The sequence below is a fragment of the Bariatricus sp. TF06-38A genome (genome assembly GCF_027690675.1).
GTDB lineage: Bacteria > Bacillota > Clostridia > Lachnospirales > Lachnospiraceae > Allocoprococcus > Allocoprococcus comes.
The window spans coordinates 634-15037 of sequence record NZ_JAQFCE010000015.1; the positions used below are offsets into that span (position 1 = coordinate 634).

At 54.0% G+C, this 14404-nt stretch carries 14 protein-coding genes; 13 read left to right on the top strand and 1 reads right to left on the bottom strand.

The genetic code is table 11. From position 1 onward, the window contains the following. Positions 1–4: 4 nt before the first annotated feature. The 11 genes from PG418_RS11725 to PG418_RS11775 are packed head-to-tail and all read left to right on the top strand — an operon-like array spanning position 5 to position 10596. Positions 5–73 (top strand): Maff2 family mobile element protein, encoded by a 69-nt coding sequence (locus tag PG418_RS11725; RefSeq protein WP_498837455.1) that lies wholly within the window; start codon positions 5–7, stop codon positions 71–73. A 20-nt stretch (positions 74–93) separates the two neighbouring features. Continuing rightward, a complete protein-coding gene (locus tag PG418_RS11730) occupies positions 94–963 on the top strand; it encodes a VirB6/TrbL-like conjugal transfer protein, CD1112 family (protein WP_021739912.1) in 870 nt (289 codons plus the stop codon). Between the two features lie 14 nt (positions 964–977). After that, positions 978–1412, top strand: coding sequence for a PrgI family protein (locus tag PG418_RS11735; protein WP_307252910.1), 435 nt, complete (start codon positions 978–980; stop codon positions 1410–1412). After that, complete coding sequence (locus PG418_RS11740) at positions 1330–3759, top strand: VirB4-like conjugal transfer ATPase, CD1110 family (RefSeq protein WP_498837433.1); 2430 nt, start codon at positions 1330–1332, stop codon at positions 3757–3759. The genes PG418_RS11735 and PG418_RS11740 overlap by 83 nt, the downstream gene beginning before the upstream one ends. Continuing rightward, positions 3752–3925, top strand: a complete 174-nt coding sequence (locus PG418_RS11745) for a hypothetical protein (protein WP_199488081.1) — start codon at positions 3752–3754, stop codon at positions 3923–3925. Before PG418_RS11740 ends, PG418_RS11745 begins: the two co-directional genes overlap by 8 nt. Beyond that, the gene (locus PG418_RS11750; protein ID WP_498837434.1) at positions 3918–4940 is read left to right on the top strand and encodes a DNA cytosine methyltransferase; all 1023 of its coding nucleotides are present in this window, start codon (positions 3918–3920) and stop codon (positions 4938–4940) included. The genes PG418_RS11745 and PG418_RS11750 overlap by 8 nt, the downstream gene beginning before the upstream one ends. Next, entirely contained in the window at positions 4937–6916 is a 1980-nt protein-coding gene (locus PG418_RS11755) for a C40 family peptidase (RefSeq protein WP_498837435.1), read from the top strand. The genes PG418_RS11750 and PG418_RS11755 overlap by 4 nt, the downstream gene beginning before the upstream one ends. A 26-nt stretch (positions 6917–6942) precedes the next feature. Further along, on the top strand, positions 6943–7215 hold the full coding sequence (locus tag PG418_RS11760) for a DUF4315 family protein (protein WP_498837436.1): 273 nt from the start codon (positions 6943–6945) through the stop codon (positions 7213–7215). Beyond that, the gene (locus PG418_RS11765; protein ID WP_498837437.1) at positions 7205–8281 is read left to right on the top strand and encodes a CD1107 family mobile element protein; all 1077 of its coding nucleotides are present in this window, start codon (positions 7205–7207) and stop codon (positions 8279–8281) included. The genes PG418_RS11760 and PG418_RS11765 overlap by 11 nt, the downstream gene beginning before the upstream one ends. Continuing rightward, positions 8274–10373, top strand: coding sequence for a type IA DNA topoisomerase (locus tag PG418_RS11770; protein WP_498837438.1), 2100 nt, complete (start codon positions 8274–8276; stop codon positions 10371–10373). Before PG418_RS11765 ends, PG418_RS11770 begins: the two co-directional genes overlap by 8 nt. Continuing rightward, the gene (locus PG418_RS11775; RefSeq protein ID WP_117513595.1) at positions 10360–10596 is read left to right on the top strand and encodes a hypothetical protein; all 237 of its coding nucleotides are present in this window, start codon (positions 10360–10362) and stop codon (positions 10594–10596) included. Before PG418_RS11770 ends, PG418_RS11775 begins: the two co-directional genes overlap by 14 nt. Before the next feature lie 155 nt (positions 10597–10751). On the opposite strand, the gene PG418_RS11780 is transcribed toward PG418_RS11775, so the two are convergent. After that, positions 10752–11978 (bottom strand): IS110 family RNA-guided transposase, encoded by a 1227-nt coding sequence (locus PG418_RS11780; protein WP_186970776.1) that lies wholly within the window; start codon positions 11976–11978, stop codon positions 10752–10754. A gap of 340 nt (positions 11979–12318) precedes the next feature. Between PG418_RS11780 and PG418_RS11785 the strand changes: the two genes are divergently transcribed. Together PG418_RS11785 and PG418_RS11790 are read left to right on the top strand one after the other, a co-directional pair. Further along, a complete protein-coding gene (locus PG418_RS11785; RefSeq protein ID WP_498837439.1) occupies positions 12319–14145 on the top strand; it encodes an antirestriction protein ArdA in 1827 nt (608 codons plus the stop codon). Beyond that, on the top strand, positions 14142–14339 hold the full coding sequence (locus PG418_RS11790; RefSeq protein ID WP_117513596.1) for a hypothetical protein: 198 nt from the start codon (positions 14142–14144) through the stop codon (positions 14337–14339). Before PG418_RS11785 ends, PG418_RS11790 begins: the two co-directional genes overlap by 4 nt. The last annotated feature ends 65 nt before the right edge of the window (positions 14340–14404 follow it).

Genomic DNA, 14404 nt, shown 5'->3' on the forward strand with positions numbered 1-14404 from the left:
GTTGATGGCCGGCGGCGGTGTCGCCCTCATCGGCATCACCCTTGTACCTCTGCTCTCCGGCCTGTTCGGTTGATCGTCCGGCGGTGATCGCTTATGGGCGGCATACTCGACAAACTCGATGAATGGCTCCGAGGGCTGCTCATCGAGGGGATCACGGGAAACCTGTCGGGCATGTTCGATACGGTCAATACCAAAGTAGGCGAGATCGCCGGTGAAGTGGGACAGACGCCGCTGGCATGGAACAGCGGCGTCTTTTCTATGATCCGAAACCTCTCTGAAACGGTGATCGTTCCAATCGCCGGGGTTATCCTGACATTCGTAATGTGTTATGAGCTGATCCAGCTTGTGACAGAGAAAAACAATCTGCATGATGTAGATACCTGGATGTTCTTCAAGTGGATTTTCAAAACCTTCTGTGCCGTTCTCATTGTGACGAACACATGGAACATCGTCATGGGTATCTTCGATGTGGGGCAAAGCGTTGTAAACAGCAGCGCAGGCGTCATCATCGGGAATACCTCCATTGATATCAGCAGCGTCATCACGGATATGGAGGCGCAGCTTGAAGCCCTGGGCACGGGAGAACTGTTCGGGCTGTGGTTCCAGTCCCTTTTCGTGGGGCTTACCATGAATGCCCTTTCCATCTGTATCATGCTTGTCATCTACGGCCGCATGATCGAGGTGTATTTGACAACTTCCGTTGGACCAATTCCGCTTGCCACTATGACAAACCGGGATTGGAGCCATACAGGACAGAACTACTTGAAATCCCTGTTTGCATTGGCGTTCCAGGCATTTCTAATCATGGTGTGCGTGGGAATCTACTCTGTTTTGGTACAGAGTATCGCCACGGACGGAAATATTTCAGGCGCGATATGGGCCTGCATGGGCTACACGGTCCTGCTGTGCTTCGCCCTGTTCAAGACCGGCAGCCTCTCTAAGAGCCTGTTCGGAGCGCATTAAGGAGGCTTGATAAATTGGCGTATGTAACCATTCCAAAGGATTTGACGAAAGTAAAATCCAAAGTGCTGTTTGGGCTTACCAAACGGCAGCTTATATGTTTCGGAGCGGCGGCACTCATCGGAGTACCGCTTTTCTTTTTGCTCAGACGCACGGCCAGCAACAGCGCCGCCGCGTTCTGCATGATTATCGTCATGCTCCCGTTCTTTCTGCTCGCCATGTATGAGCGACACGGCCAACCCCTGGAGGTGGTGGCCGGACAGGTCATCCGCTGTATGTTCCTGCGGACGAAGGAGCGGCCTTATCAGACAAACAATTTCTACGCAGCCCTGGAGCGGCAGACCCAGGCGGAAAAGGAGGTGAAAGCCATTGTTCAGAAAGCGAAAGCCAGAGCCGCAGGCACGGCAGGCGGCAAAACCAGCGGTAAAGCTCACCGCCGCAGAAAAGCGTGAGATCAGCCGTATCCTGGAAACTGCCAGAGGCGACGGCAAGGTACATTCCGCGCAGGATACTTTACCTTTCCGACAGATGTACCCGGACGGTCTGTGCAAATTGGACGACCACACCTGGTCGAAGTGTATCGAGTTCGAGGATGTGAATTATCAGCTTGCAAAGCCCGACGACCAGACGGCGATTTTTGAAGCCCTCTGCGATATGTATAACGCCCATGATGCTTCTATCGGGATGCAGCTCTCCCTTGTGAGCCGCCGCATGAACCGGGAGGATTTTGTGAAGCGTATCGAGATCGCAGCGCAGGGAGATCACTTCGACCATATCCGTGAGCTTTACACGCAGATGCTCCGCAAGCAGCTTGAACGGGGCAACAACGGTCTTATCAAAACAAAGTACCTGACCCTCACCATCGAGGCACGGGACAGCAAAACCGCACGGGCACGATTTTCCCGAATCGTCATGGATGCCCTCAACCATTTCAAGGTCATGGGTGCTCTGGCAAAAGAGCTTGGCGGCAAGGAGTGGCTGGAAATGCTCCACGGCATCCTGCACCCGGACGGGGAACGTTTTGCCTTTGAATGGAGCTGGCTTGCCCCTTCCGGCCTGTCGGTCCAGGATTTTATCGCACCTTCTTCCTTCCGCTTCGGTGAAGCACGGAAGTTCACGATGGCGGATAAATTCTGTGCCGTGTCCTTTCTGCAGATCAGCGCACCGGAAATGGATGACCGTATGCTCACCGAACTGCTGGATACGGACAGCGGGCTGCTTGTCAGCCTCCATATCCGCAGCATGGATCAGAACGAGGCGATCAAAACGGTCAAGCGGAAGATCACTGACATTGACAGTATGAAGATCGACGCGCAGAAAAAGGCGGTGCGGGAAGGTTTCGATATGGATATCATCCCCACCGATCTTGCCACCTACGCAGGCGAGGCAAAGAACATCCTCCGTGACCTGCAAAGCAGAAATGAGCGAATGTTCCTGATGACCTTCCTGGTGGTGAATTTTACAGACAGCAAGCAAAAGCTGGAGAATGACCTTCTCCGTGCGGCAAGCGTGGCACAGAAATATAACTGCTCCCTGGTGCGGCTGGACTTTCAGCAGGAGGACGGCTTCGTGTCGGCTCTGCCCCTGGGTGTCAACCGCATTAAGATACAGCGCGGGCTTACCACTTCGGCGGTGGCGGTGTTCGTTCCCTTCACCACACAGGAGATTTTCCACGGCGGCGAAGCCCTCTACTACGGGCTCAATGCCACTTCCGGCAATATGATCCTTGCTGACCGCAAAAAGCTGAAAACGCCCAACGGCATGATCTTAGGTACGCCCGGCAGCGGCAAGAGTTTTTCCGCAAAGCGTTCCATCGTGGGTGTGTTCCTGAATACAAAGGACGATATCCTGATCTGCGACCCGGAGGCTGAATATTTTCCGTTGGTGAACCGTCTGGAAGGACAGGTCATCAAAATCTCACCTACCAGCACGCAGTATGTGAATCCTATGGATATCAACCTCAATTATAGCGAGGACGATAACCCGCTGGCGCTGAAATCCGACTTTATCCTGTCATTCTGCGAACTGGCGGCAGGCGGACGGAACGGTCTGGAGCCGGTGGAGAAAACGGTCATTGACCGTGCTGTGCGGATCGTGTACCGCCCCTATATTGCAGACCCCCGCCCGGAGAATATGCCGCTGCTGGAAGATTTGTATGACGAGATCAAACGGCAGCCGGAGCCGGAGGCACAGCGGATCGCGGCGGCACTGGAACTGTATGTGCATGGCAGCCTGAATGTATTTAACCACCGTACCAACGTGGATATCAACAACCGCATTGTCTGCTTTGATATCAAGGAGCTGGGAAAGCAGCTCAAAAGCCTGGGTATGCTGGTGATCCAGGACCAGGTATGGAACCGTGTTTCCCAAAACCGGGATCAGGGCAAATCCACCTGGTATTTCGTGGACGAGTTCCACCTTCTGCTGCGGGGCGAGGTTGGTTCCTGGAGCGTGGAGATTTGGAAACGCTTTCGCAAATGGGGCGGTATCCCCACGGGAATTACGCAGAACATCAAGGACCTGCTTTCCTCCTCGGAGATCGAGAACATCTTTGAAAACAGCGATTTTGTGTACCTTCTGAACCAGGCCAGCGGAGACAGGAAAATCCTCTGCGAGCGCCTGAATATCTCCAACCAACAGGCGGCACATATCAGCAACGCAGGCCCCGGCGAGGGGCTGATCTTCTTCGGCAATGTGATCCTGCCTTTTGTGGATGACTTCCCGAAGGACAATGAACTTTACAGCATTATGACGACAAAACTTGGTGAAACCGGGAAAGGAGAAAACGAACATGAATGATCCCCGCTATTTGCATACGGAAGAAAAACAGGAGGGAGAAACCTTCTTTGATGTGATGAATCGGCTGATTGCCAGAAGCAAGGCGGTCACGGCGGATATGGAGGCGGTCCTTGCGGAGCTGGAAAGTGAGATCGAACCGTTCCGTGCGCCGAAGAACCATGAATAAACTGACCCATGTGAGCCTGTTTTCCGGCATTGGCGGTCTGGACCTGGCGGCAGAGGCTGCCGGGTTTGAAACCGTCTGCCAGTGTGAGTGGGCGGATTTTCCGCACTCTGTCCTCTCCTCACGATGGCCGGATGTTCCCAGGTTCCGGGATATTACTACTTTCACGAAGGAGGCGTTTTTTGAAAAAACAGGACTTGAAACAGTTACCGTTATCTCCGGCGGCTTTCCCTGTCAGCCCTTCTCCACCGCCGGAAAACGGAAGGGATTTGCGGATGAACGCTACCTGTGGCCGGAAATGTGCCGCGTTATTACCGAGCTGCGGCCCCGTTGGGTGCTTGGGGAAAATGTTGCTGGCTTCATCAATATGGGGCTCGACAAAACGATCTTTGACCTGGCAAAAGCGGGATACGCTGTTCTCCCATTCGTATTTCCGGCTTGCGGCGTCGGCGCATGGCATGAGCGCCAGCGAACTTTTATCGTCGCGGCTGATGTTTCCCACACCCCTTGCCTCCGACAACAACACCGCCAGGGACGCGGCAAGCCTGGATGTGTTCCTGTCGGACAATGGGATATTCCGCAAGAGGAACCGAAACGGGGCGATCTGGAGCCTCAGCCTGTCGGCGGCGGTATTCTATCTGACCCCGGTGGCGTCGGACGGTTTCCGCTCGACCTTGAAGCCGTCGGCCTTCGATCCGGCGAAGAAGGACGGGAACCTGTCGGCGCAGATCATCTCCCAGGAACAGCCGGTGTCCGAAACGGCGGCGCTGAACCCGGATTGGGTGGAATGGCTCATGGGTTTCCCGAAAGGATGGACGGACGTATCCTCTGGGCCGCCGAACCGGAAGGAATCCCCCGCATGACCGAGCGCATGGATGACCGGGCGCTGCGGCTGAAAACTTTGGGAAATGCGGTCTGCCCGCCCCAGGCCTATCCCATTTTCCGCTATATCGCCATGATCGAGAATGGCACCTGCGGCGACTTTTGCCCTTATGGAAAGGAAGGTGACTGCCTATGAGGGAACTGAAAGCGACCGATAAGATCACGCAGAAAATGACCCGTGACGGTGCGGTATCGGAAAACCTTGTCACAGGCGAGATGAAACATATCAGCAGCCGTGAACCGGAAACGGAGCTGTCCGCTTCTTCGGAAGAATCCGCTGGCGCTGCGGCTGACCTTGCCCTGCGTGCGGCGGAACGCCATGAGAGGAAAGCCGCACGAAAAGCGGAAAAGGCTGATACCCAGGCAGTGCGGGATGGTTCTGCCGCAAGGCGGCACCCGTCTTCCCGTCTGCAATTCACCGAGGAAGAACGTGCCGATCCCGCACTTGGGAAATACATTGACCGTTCCGACCGTGCGGCGGATCGGCTGGACGCAGCAAAGGCCGCTATCCCCACAAAGAAAATCCTCCGTACCGAGCGTGTTTTTGACGAGACAGCCGGAAAAGGCAAGACGCAGCTTCACTTTGAAGAAGTGGAGAAATGCCCCAACGGACGCCTGCGGCACAATCCACTTTCCCGACCGGTCCATGAGATCGCCCACGCCGCCCATGCGAAGGTGCATGAGGTGGAACAGGAAAATGTGGGTGTTGAGGCTGGACACAAGGGCGAAGTGCTGACGGAACGCGGGCTTGCCTACGGAAAAGGCAAAGTCCGTGCAGCCGTCCACCATCACCGCACAAAGCCCTGGCGTGACGCAGCGAAGGCAGAGCAGGCTTCGGTCAAGGCAAACGCCGAATACCTTTATCAAAAGGCACTGCATGATGATCCTGCATTGGCAGCTTCTAACCCGGTATCCCGCTTTCTGCAGAAACAGCGGATCAAGCGGAACTATGCAAAGGAGCTGCGACAGGCAGAGAAAACCGCAAAAAATACCGCAGCCACGGCAAAAAGTGCGGCACAGAAAGCAAAGGACGCATTCAAGGAAACCTTTCTCTACATCAAGCATCATAGCCGGGCGGTTCTGTTGGTGATCGGCATTGGCGCCTGTGTTGCTCTGCTGTTTGGCGGGGTATCTTCCTGTTCCATGATGGCGGGCTCCGGTGTGGGCGGTGTATTTACTTCCTCTTATCTCTCCGAGGACACGGATATGCTGGCTGCAGAGGCGGCCTACTGCGAACTGGAACAGGAACTTCAATATGAGCTGGACCACTATGAGGCTCTGCACCCCGGATATGACGAATACCGTTTTGACCTGGACGAGATCGAGCATGACCCTTATGTGCTGATCTCCATTCTCACGGCGTTCCATGAAGGGGTGTTCACGATCGATGAGGTTCAGGAGGAACTGCAAATGCTCTTTGAAAAGCAGTACATCCTGACGCAGACCGTGGAAGTGGAGGTGCGCTATCGGACGGAGACACGGACAGACAGTGAGGGAAACGACTATGATGTGGAAGTGCCGTACAATTACTATATCTGCAAGGTAAAGCTGGAAAACTTTGACCTTTCCCATGTGCCGGTCTACATCATGGACGAGGAAACACTTTCCCTGTATGCGGTCTATATGGCAACGCTGGGGAACCGGGAAGATTTATTCCCAGGCTCCGGCTATGTAGACAAGTACACCAAACCGCCCACCACCTATGATATCCCACCTTCCGCAATGGAAGATGAAACCTTTGCGGCGCTCATTACCGAGGCGGAGAAGTACATTGGCTATCCCTATGTCTGGGGCGGCAGCAATCCAAACACTTCTTTTGATTGCTCCGGCTTCGTGTCCTGGGTGCTGACGCAAAGCGGCGTCTGCAATACGGGCAGGCTGGGAGCCCAGGGACTCTACGACATTTCCACCCCGGTATCCTCTGCCAACGCAAGACCCGGCGACTTGATCTTTTTCGTCGGCACTTACGATACACCGGGCGTTTCCCATGTGGGTATCTATGTGGGCGGCGGAAAAATGCTGCATTGCGGCGACCCCATTCAGTATGCAGATATCAACACAAGCTACTGGCAATCCCACTTTTACGCTTTCGGGCGACCGCCCTACAACTAAAAAACGATATGGAGGTAATTTGATTTATGGCAACAACACAGAAGATCCGCAATGACATTGCGAAAACCAAAGAAAAGATCGCGGAGCAGCAGAAACGCCTTCGTGCGCTGGAGGCCCAGCTTGCAGAGGAAGAAAATCTGGAAATCGTCCGCATGGTGAAAGCCGTGAAGATGGACAACAAAGAGTTGACCGCTTTCCTGAAAGCCTATGCCAGCGGTATGATCTCCCTGCCGGAAGGTATGATGCCGGAGGATGGCACCGAGAATGAGGAAACGGAGGGATACGAAGATGAAGCATAACTTTATGACAAAAATGGTATCGGCTCTTTTGGCGGTGGTGCTCAGCACTGCCGCTTTTTCTATCACTGCCTTTGCCAGCGGCGGCGAGGAAAGCACGGAATCCGTGACCGAACAGGAAACGGTCGGGGATGTTTCTGATCTGCTTTCCGCTCTGGCAGGCAGCCAGGTCACGGTATCCGTCACCGAGGATGGTATCCAGTTCAGTTCCGGCGAAAATGACTCCGGGCAGACCGGCACCGTCACCACGGGCGGCGGCAATCTGAATGTCCGCACGGGCGCTGGAATGGATTATACCGCCTTCACTCAGCTTCCCAACGGAACGACCGTGAAGGTGATCGGCACGGACGGCGACTGGATGAAGGTCATCCTGCCGGAAAAGGTCGGCTATGTCTATTCCAGCTACATGACGGTAAGTGACAGCGAGGCTGGCTCCGGGGGAGGTTCTTTCTCTCTGGATGCGGAAACACTGGAAAATCTGCTGGGGATGCTGGGCGGTGGTTTGAATGGCGGTGCCGCCCTGACGCCGGACGGGAACCTTTCGCTGATTGACGATATTGGCAGCCCGACCGCCAGCGGCAAGCAGTTTATTACAGTGGAAACGAAGAACGGCAATGTGTTCTATCTCATTATCGACCGTGATGACGAGGGCGAGGAAACCGTGCATTTTCTGAACCAGGTGGATGAAGCCGATCTCATAGCGCTTACGGAGGATGGAGAAAAGGCGGAAACACCTATTGTCTGCACCTGTACGGAAAAGTGCCAGGCCGGAGCGGTCAATACCGCTTGCCCGGTCTGCGTAAAAAACCTTAGTGAATGTGTTGGTACAGAACAGAAAGCTGCGGAGCCCACCGAACCAGAGAATCCGGAGCCTGAAAAGAAAAGCAATGCCGGTGCGATCGCGGCGGTGCTGCTGATCCTTGCGGCTGGAGGTGGCGCAGCGGTCTATTTCCTGGTACTGAAACCGAAGCAGGGCAAGAAAGTTCCCGCTGATCTGGATGATTTCGACCTGGAGGATGAAGAAGAATATCTGACCGAGGACGAGGAAACGGAGGAAAAGAATGAGTAAACTGATTATTGCAGAAAAACCGAGTGTGGCAAAATCTATCGCATCGGCCCTGGGTGCTTCATCCAAGGCCGATGGCTTTTATGAGGGCAACGGCCTTCTTGTGTCCTGGTGTGTAGGGCACCTGGTATCCCCAATGGATGCGGGCGGCTATGACGAGCGTTTCAAGAAATGGCGCTATGATGATCTTCCCATTCTGCCGGAGCCGTTCCGCTATGTGCTGGCACCAGGCAAGGAGGACGCTTTTGAAAATCTCCGCGTCCTGATGGACCGCCCCGATGTGGATACCATCGTCAATGCCTGTGATGCCGGGCGTGAAGGTGAGCTGATCTTCCGTCTGGTGTATGAAATGGCCGGCTGCCGCAAGCCGGTCCTCCGTCTCTGGATTTCTTCGATGGAGGACAGCGCTATCAGGGAGGGCTTTTCTGATCTGCGCCCCGGCGCCGATTATGAAGCATTGTATCAATCAGCCCTGTGCCGCCAGAAAGCGGATTGGCTGGTGGGAATCAATGCCACGCGCCTTTTCTCCGTCCTCTATCACCGCACCCTGAATGTAGGCCGTGTGCAAACACCCACGCTGGCAATGCTGGCGGAGCGTGACGCAAAGATCACGCTGTTTCACAAGGAAAAATATCATTTGCTGCGCCTGACGCTGGATGGAGTCGAAGCAGTGTCGGAGAAATTCACCGATTCGGCAGCGGCGGAACAGGCAGCGGCCATGTGCAAGGGTGCGGCCGTCACCTGTACCTCTGTCAAGAAGGAACAGAAGAAAGAACAGCCGCCGAAGCTCTATGACCTTACCACCTTGCAGCGGGAGGCAAACCGCCTGTTTGGATATACGGCGAAGCAAACCTTAGACTACGCCCAGAGCCTCTACGAAAAGAAGCTGCTGACCTATCCCCGCACGGACAGCCGGTATCTGACCTCTGACATGGCGGAAACGGCGTCCTGCGTGATCCATCTGGCGGCAAAGCTGCCGCCCTTTGATGGCTGCACAAACTTCTTCCCGCTGGTGGAGGCCATGATCTCCGACAAAGATGTATCCGACCACCACGCCATTATCCCCACGATGGAGATTGAAAAAACGGATATCAAGGCTCTGCCTCTGGGAGAGCGTAATTTGTTTCTGCTGGTCTGCTGCAAGCTGCTGTGTGCGTCGGCGGAGCCGTATGTGTATGAGGCGGTCACGGCTGCCTTTGACTGCGGTGGACATTCCTTCACCGCAAAGGGCAAGCGCGTCATCTCTGAAGGCTGGCGGGAAATCAACCGCATTTTCCGTGCCTTCTTGAAGGAAAAGCCTGCGGATGGGGACGGCGATACGCTCCCGGACTTCACCGAAGGGCAGACTTTTGACGGTGCGGAGGTTTCCGTCACCGAGCATTTTACCCAGCCGCCGAAGCCCTACTCCGAAGATACCCTCCTGTCCGCTATGGAGAACGCAGGCAAGGATGATATTCCCGATGAGGCGGAGCGAAAAGGTCTTGGCATGCCTGCGACCAGGGCGGCTATCATCGAAAAGCTGGTAGCAGCCGGATTTGTGGAGCGCAAGGGCAAGAGCCTGATCCCCACAAAAGCCGGTATCAACCTTGTCACGGTCTTGCCGGAGCCGCTGACCTCTCCCATGCTGACGGCGGAATGGGAACAAAAATTGACGGAGATCGCAAAGGGCGGCGCTGACCCGGATACCTTCATGGACGGTATCCGCACGATGGTCCAGGAGATCGTGTCCACCTATTCCTGCATTTCCGAGGATGGCAAAAAGCTGTTTGCCCCGGAGAAGGAAGTGATCGGCACCTGCCTCCGCTGCGGCCAGCCGGTCTATGAAGGAAAGAAGAACTTTGCGTGTTCGGATCGGTCCTGCGGTTTCGTTCTCTGGAAAAATGACCGCTTCTGGACGAGCCGCAAGAAGGAGCTGACAAAGAAAATGGCAACGGACCTTCTGAAAAAGGGACGTACCAATGTCAAGGGAATGTGGTCTGAAAAGAAACAGGCTGCTTATGACGCTGCGGTGATCCTGGATGACACGGGTGGCAAATACATCAACTTCAAACTGGAATTTCCGAAAAGAAAGGAAGGTGTCAATGGCAGAAAATAAGACTTTGGAACATTTACCCGAAGTGAGGGCGGCGGTGGCTGCCCTCTCCCCGGAGGACCGGGAGCTACTGGCGGCGGTGCAGAGCGACGAGTGGAACCATGAACGCCCTGCGGAGCCGGAGAAAAAGCCCTCCATCCGGGAATGGCTGGAACAGGGCAAGAAGGAATGTGCGGAGAAAAACAAGGCGCAGCCCCATAAGGAAAAATCTGCGCCGGAACTGTAAGTCCAATGGTACGAAGTCAAGTAGATGATGCAAAAAAATTTGAAGAAAAACAGTGCAACTACACCGTACCGGCCGTAAAAAGGCAACACCTACCCAAGCCCTGCCTCTTCCAATTTTGAAACAGGGCCTGTTCATCAGAGCGGCAGGCGGTACGCTCAGTCCTCCGGCGGAATATACAGGCGGTTATCCTTCAGCAGTCGAAAGACCAACCGGACCAGTTTTCTGGCAGTTAAGGCGAGTGCGCGTTTGTGCTGGTACTTGTTGACCTCTTTGAATTTGAGGTCATAGTAGCGCCGGAACTCGGAGTCGCATCTTCTCACGGAGTTGGCGGCTTCCAGCAGGTAGTAGCGGAGGTAGCGGTTGCCAGATTTGATCATCTGAGAATGTTCGGCTTCAAAATCACCGGACTGATTTCTGTGCCAGACAAGACCGGCAAATTTAGCAACCGAGGCTTGAGAATCAAACCGATGGATATCGCCAATTTCAGCGATGATACCGGCGGAGTAGACTTTGCCAATGCCAGGGATGGAGGTCAATGTATTCGGGATGATCTCAAACTGCTGCTCAATGGCTTTGTCCAGCACCTTGACCTGCTCCTTCAATGCCCGCATAGAAGCGATAGAAACGGCCATAGCTTGATTTACAGTGTCGTTCACCGTCTTAGGCAGCCGGTAAGATCCTCTGGCCGCAGCCTGCACTGCTTTAGCAGCAGCATCTGGATCAGCAAATCTACCTCGTCCTGTTTCGGCAATAAAAGCAGTCAGTTCATCCAGATCAGCGTTAGCCAAGTCGTCCACTGTTTCAAATCGTTCCATGAGCGCGATGGTAGTGGCGCTGGTATTCTGAATATCCTTAGCTTGCGCGATACCGGAGCATTTGAGGAACAGATAGTTGGCAAACCGCTGTTTTTCTCTGGTCAGGTTCTGAATAATGTCAAATCTGGATCGGGTAAGCGTTCTGAGCGCCTGGTAGCGATAGTCGTCCATATAGACCTCCTTGGCAATTCTGCCGAAACGGAGATGGTCGGCAATCACAAAGGCATCCACCCAATCGTTCTTTGGCAGGTCAGGATAGGCTTCCTTGAACTTTCGAACCTGCTTTGGGTTCAGAACATGGATTTTCCTCTGAAATCGGCCTAAGCTGCCATCCTCACGGAGTGCATAGACAAGACTGTCCCCGTAGATAGAGGTAGCTTCCAGACCAATTACCAAATCGCTGAGCGGAACAGATTCCAGTGCCGACACGATTCTCTCTGAGAGTATTTTAGCACCGCCAAGGTTGTTTTGCACGGAGAAGCTGGAGTGCTTGCTGCCGTCCGGCTTCATTAAATAGGCAACATTATTCCTGCTGCTCACATCAATGCCAACGAATAATGGATTCATAATTTTCACCTCCCCACATGGAGATTTCAGGCCAGCAGGCTTTGAGATACCCATGATAACCGGAGCATCCGCAACCTCGCGTATCAGAATCATTCCAGAACCGGCCAATGCGATAGCCCTCACTGCTGAAAGGGCGGCCTGCGTTCTGGCAAACAGCCAATGAGTTTGCAGCTAACTTCCGGCTCAGGGGAACGGACTTACAATGAAGCAGCCTTGCGGCTCAACTGGAGGTCCAAGAACTTGACCCTGCTGTCCTACAGCTATTGTATCACGGGCACCTCAAAGCCTGCTGATACCTGAAACTATTTACTTTTAACTTATTATACGAGGAGGTGCTGATATGCCATATTACGATCACGACAAGGATTATCCATTTGCCGCCTTTATCACCAATCTTGGGAAGTACAATGAGGGCGAGCTTGTGGGCGAGTGGGTGAAGTTTCCCACCACCGCCGAGGAATTGAAAGAAGTGTTTAAGCGTATCGGGATCGGCCAGAAGGATGACTTCGGCAATCCCTATGAGGAATGGTTCATCACGGACTATGACTGCTATGTGGACGGTCTTTACAGTAAGCTGGGTGAATATGAAAATCTGGACGAGCTGAATTATCTGGCATCGAAGCTGGATGAAATGAGCGAAAGCGAATACGCACAGTTTCAGGCCGGTATGGAAATGGGCGACCATTGCGGCAGCCTGCAGGAGATCATCAACCTCACCGAGAATCTGGATTGCTATGAGGTTTACCCCGATATCCATGACTATGACGATCTGGGCCGCTATTACATCGAAGAACTGGACGTTATGCAGGTGCCAGAGCATTTGCAGAATTACATCGACTATGAGGCCTACGGCCGGGACGTTGCGTTGGAGGAAAACGGCACCTTCACGGATCAGGGCTATGTGCGTGATACGGGTGACAGTTTCCATGAGTATTACGACGGTGAGCGCGGCAGTATCCCCGACGAGTACCGGGTGATGACCTTTCAGGACGATCTTCCCGAAGAAGAAAAATCCGAGTGGGCTATGGATATCGCCTTTGACATGGATGAGTTTTTCCGTCAGAACGACCCGCAGTATGCGGCGGAGCACCCAGAGGCGCACGCCGCAAAGGAAGAAATTTACGAAAGCCTGATGGCCGGACGCATTTCCGCACTGGATGAAAAGCTGGCGGCGCTGGGGCAGACGCAGGAGGACTATCTTCCCTCGGAGATCGAAAAATTCAAGGACGCCACGGGCTATGAGGAATTTCTTGATTTTGACCCGGCGGAGGTCAAGGCAGCTTTGGAGGACCCGGAGAAGTCCCATGCGGATGAAATGCTGTCCGCTGCGGAAAGGGCTGCCTCGGAAAAGATGACTGTGCTTGTAGTGGAACCTATGAAGAAACCCTATGTGAAGGAGATCGACCCCGATCTTCATTCCCTGCAGGCGGAGGTCGGCGGAGACATTGGCGCAACTTATCCCTATTCTGACCCGGTGGCGCTGGTTTGCAATGATGAAGGAAAGCTCATAGGGCTTGATTTGAACCGTGGGCTGCGGGATGAAAATGGAGAAATTTATGATATCGTAGCAGGGACTTTCCTGGTGGTTGGACTTGGTGAGGACGATTTTGCATCCCTGTCCCCGGAACTGATCCAGAAATACACGGAACAGTTCAAAACGCCGGAACAATTTATGCAGATCAATGGCAATATCGTTGTTCTTCCTGTCCCAGCAGAGAAGCAAGACCTCGCTTATCTGCCAGACCGTTTTGAGACCGGCGAGCGTGTGCAGACACCCAGGGGCAGCTTTCAGGTGACGGCTATGAGCCGGGAACAGATGGAGGCGGCCGGTTACGGTGTCCACCATATTTCCGATGATAGAAAATATCTTATCATGGGAAACGGCACACGGGCCTTTGCCGTGGCAGCGGAACAGCCGGAAAAGGACAATCCTCTCCGCACCGCTGAAATGACGCTGGAGGATGACTACGGCATGATCGACGGCGTTATCAACAACGGCAGACGCGGCGAAGAATTGGAAAAAGCCCAGGAGTATGCAGAGCGGGCAACGCCAGAGAAGTCTTCCATCCATGAGCGGTTGGAGGACGCCAAACGGGAATGTGCCGAGCATAAGCCCCAGGAGGGCAAGAAGCCCGGTCGTGATGTGCCGGAGCAGGACTGCCTATGAGCCGAAGCAAGAAGTGGCGGCTGGAATGGGCGTTCTTCCTGGGCGAGAACGGCAGGCGGCAGTATAACCATATCTGTAAAAAATGTGTTCATGGCTGCAAGCAGAGTTTCCGGGCGTGTCTGGTCGCTTGTCCGTATTACAATTCCAAACGATCTAAAATCTGTGAAGATAAGGGTGGAAAAACCGCAGAATAATTCCCTGTGTCCGTATTTTCAAAGGGAGCCTTTATGATTTCTCATGTGTCGGTCTGCTTGCTGGC

Excerpts from the sequence above, each read along its gene's own strand:
- PG418_RS11790 (WP_117513596.1), top strand. The coding sequence starts at position 14,142 with ATGAGCCGAAGCAAGAAGTGGCGGCTGGAATGGGCGTTCTTCCTGGGC.
- PG418_RS11755 (WP_498837435.1), top strand. The coding sequence starts at position 4,937 with ATGAGGGAACTGAAAGCGACCGATAAGATCACGCAGAAAATGACCCGT.
- PG418_RS11765 (WP_498837437.1), top strand. The coding sequence starts at position 7,205 with ATGAAGCATAACTTTATGACAAAAATGGTATCGGCTCTTTTGGCGGTG.
- PG418_RS11780 (WP_186970776.1), bottom strand. The coding sequence starts at position 11,978 with ATGAATCCATTATTCGTTGGCATTGATGTGAGCAGCAGGAATAATGTT.
- PG418_RS11730 (WP_021739912.1), top strand. The coding sequence starts at position 94 with ATGGGCGGCATACTCGACAAACTCGATGAATGGCTCCGAGGGCTGCTC.
- PG418_RS11770 (WP_498837438.1), top strand. The coding sequence starts at position 8,274 with ATGAGTAAACTGATTATTGCAGAAAAACCGAGTGTGGCAAAATCTATC.
- PG418_RS11785 (WP_498837439.1), top strand. The coding sequence starts at position 12,319 with ATGCCATATTACGATCACGACAAGGATTATCCATTTGCCGCCTTTATC.
- PG418_RS11775 (WP_117513595.1), top strand. The coding sequence starts at position 10,360 with ATGGCAGAAAATAAGACTTTGGAACATTTACCCGAAGTGAGGGCGGCG.
- PG418_RS11750 (WP_498837434.1), top strand. The coding sequence starts at position 3,918 with ATGAATAAACTGACCCATGTGAGCCTGTTTTCCGGCATTGGCGGTCTG.
- PG418_RS11760 (WP_498837436.1), top strand. The coding sequence starts at position 6,943 with ATGGCAACAACACAGAAGATCCGCAATGACATTGCGAAAACCAAAGAA.
- PG418_RS11745 (WP_199488081.1), top strand. The coding sequence starts at position 3,752 with ATGAATGATCCCCGCTATTTGCATACGGAAGAAAAACAGGAGGGAGAA.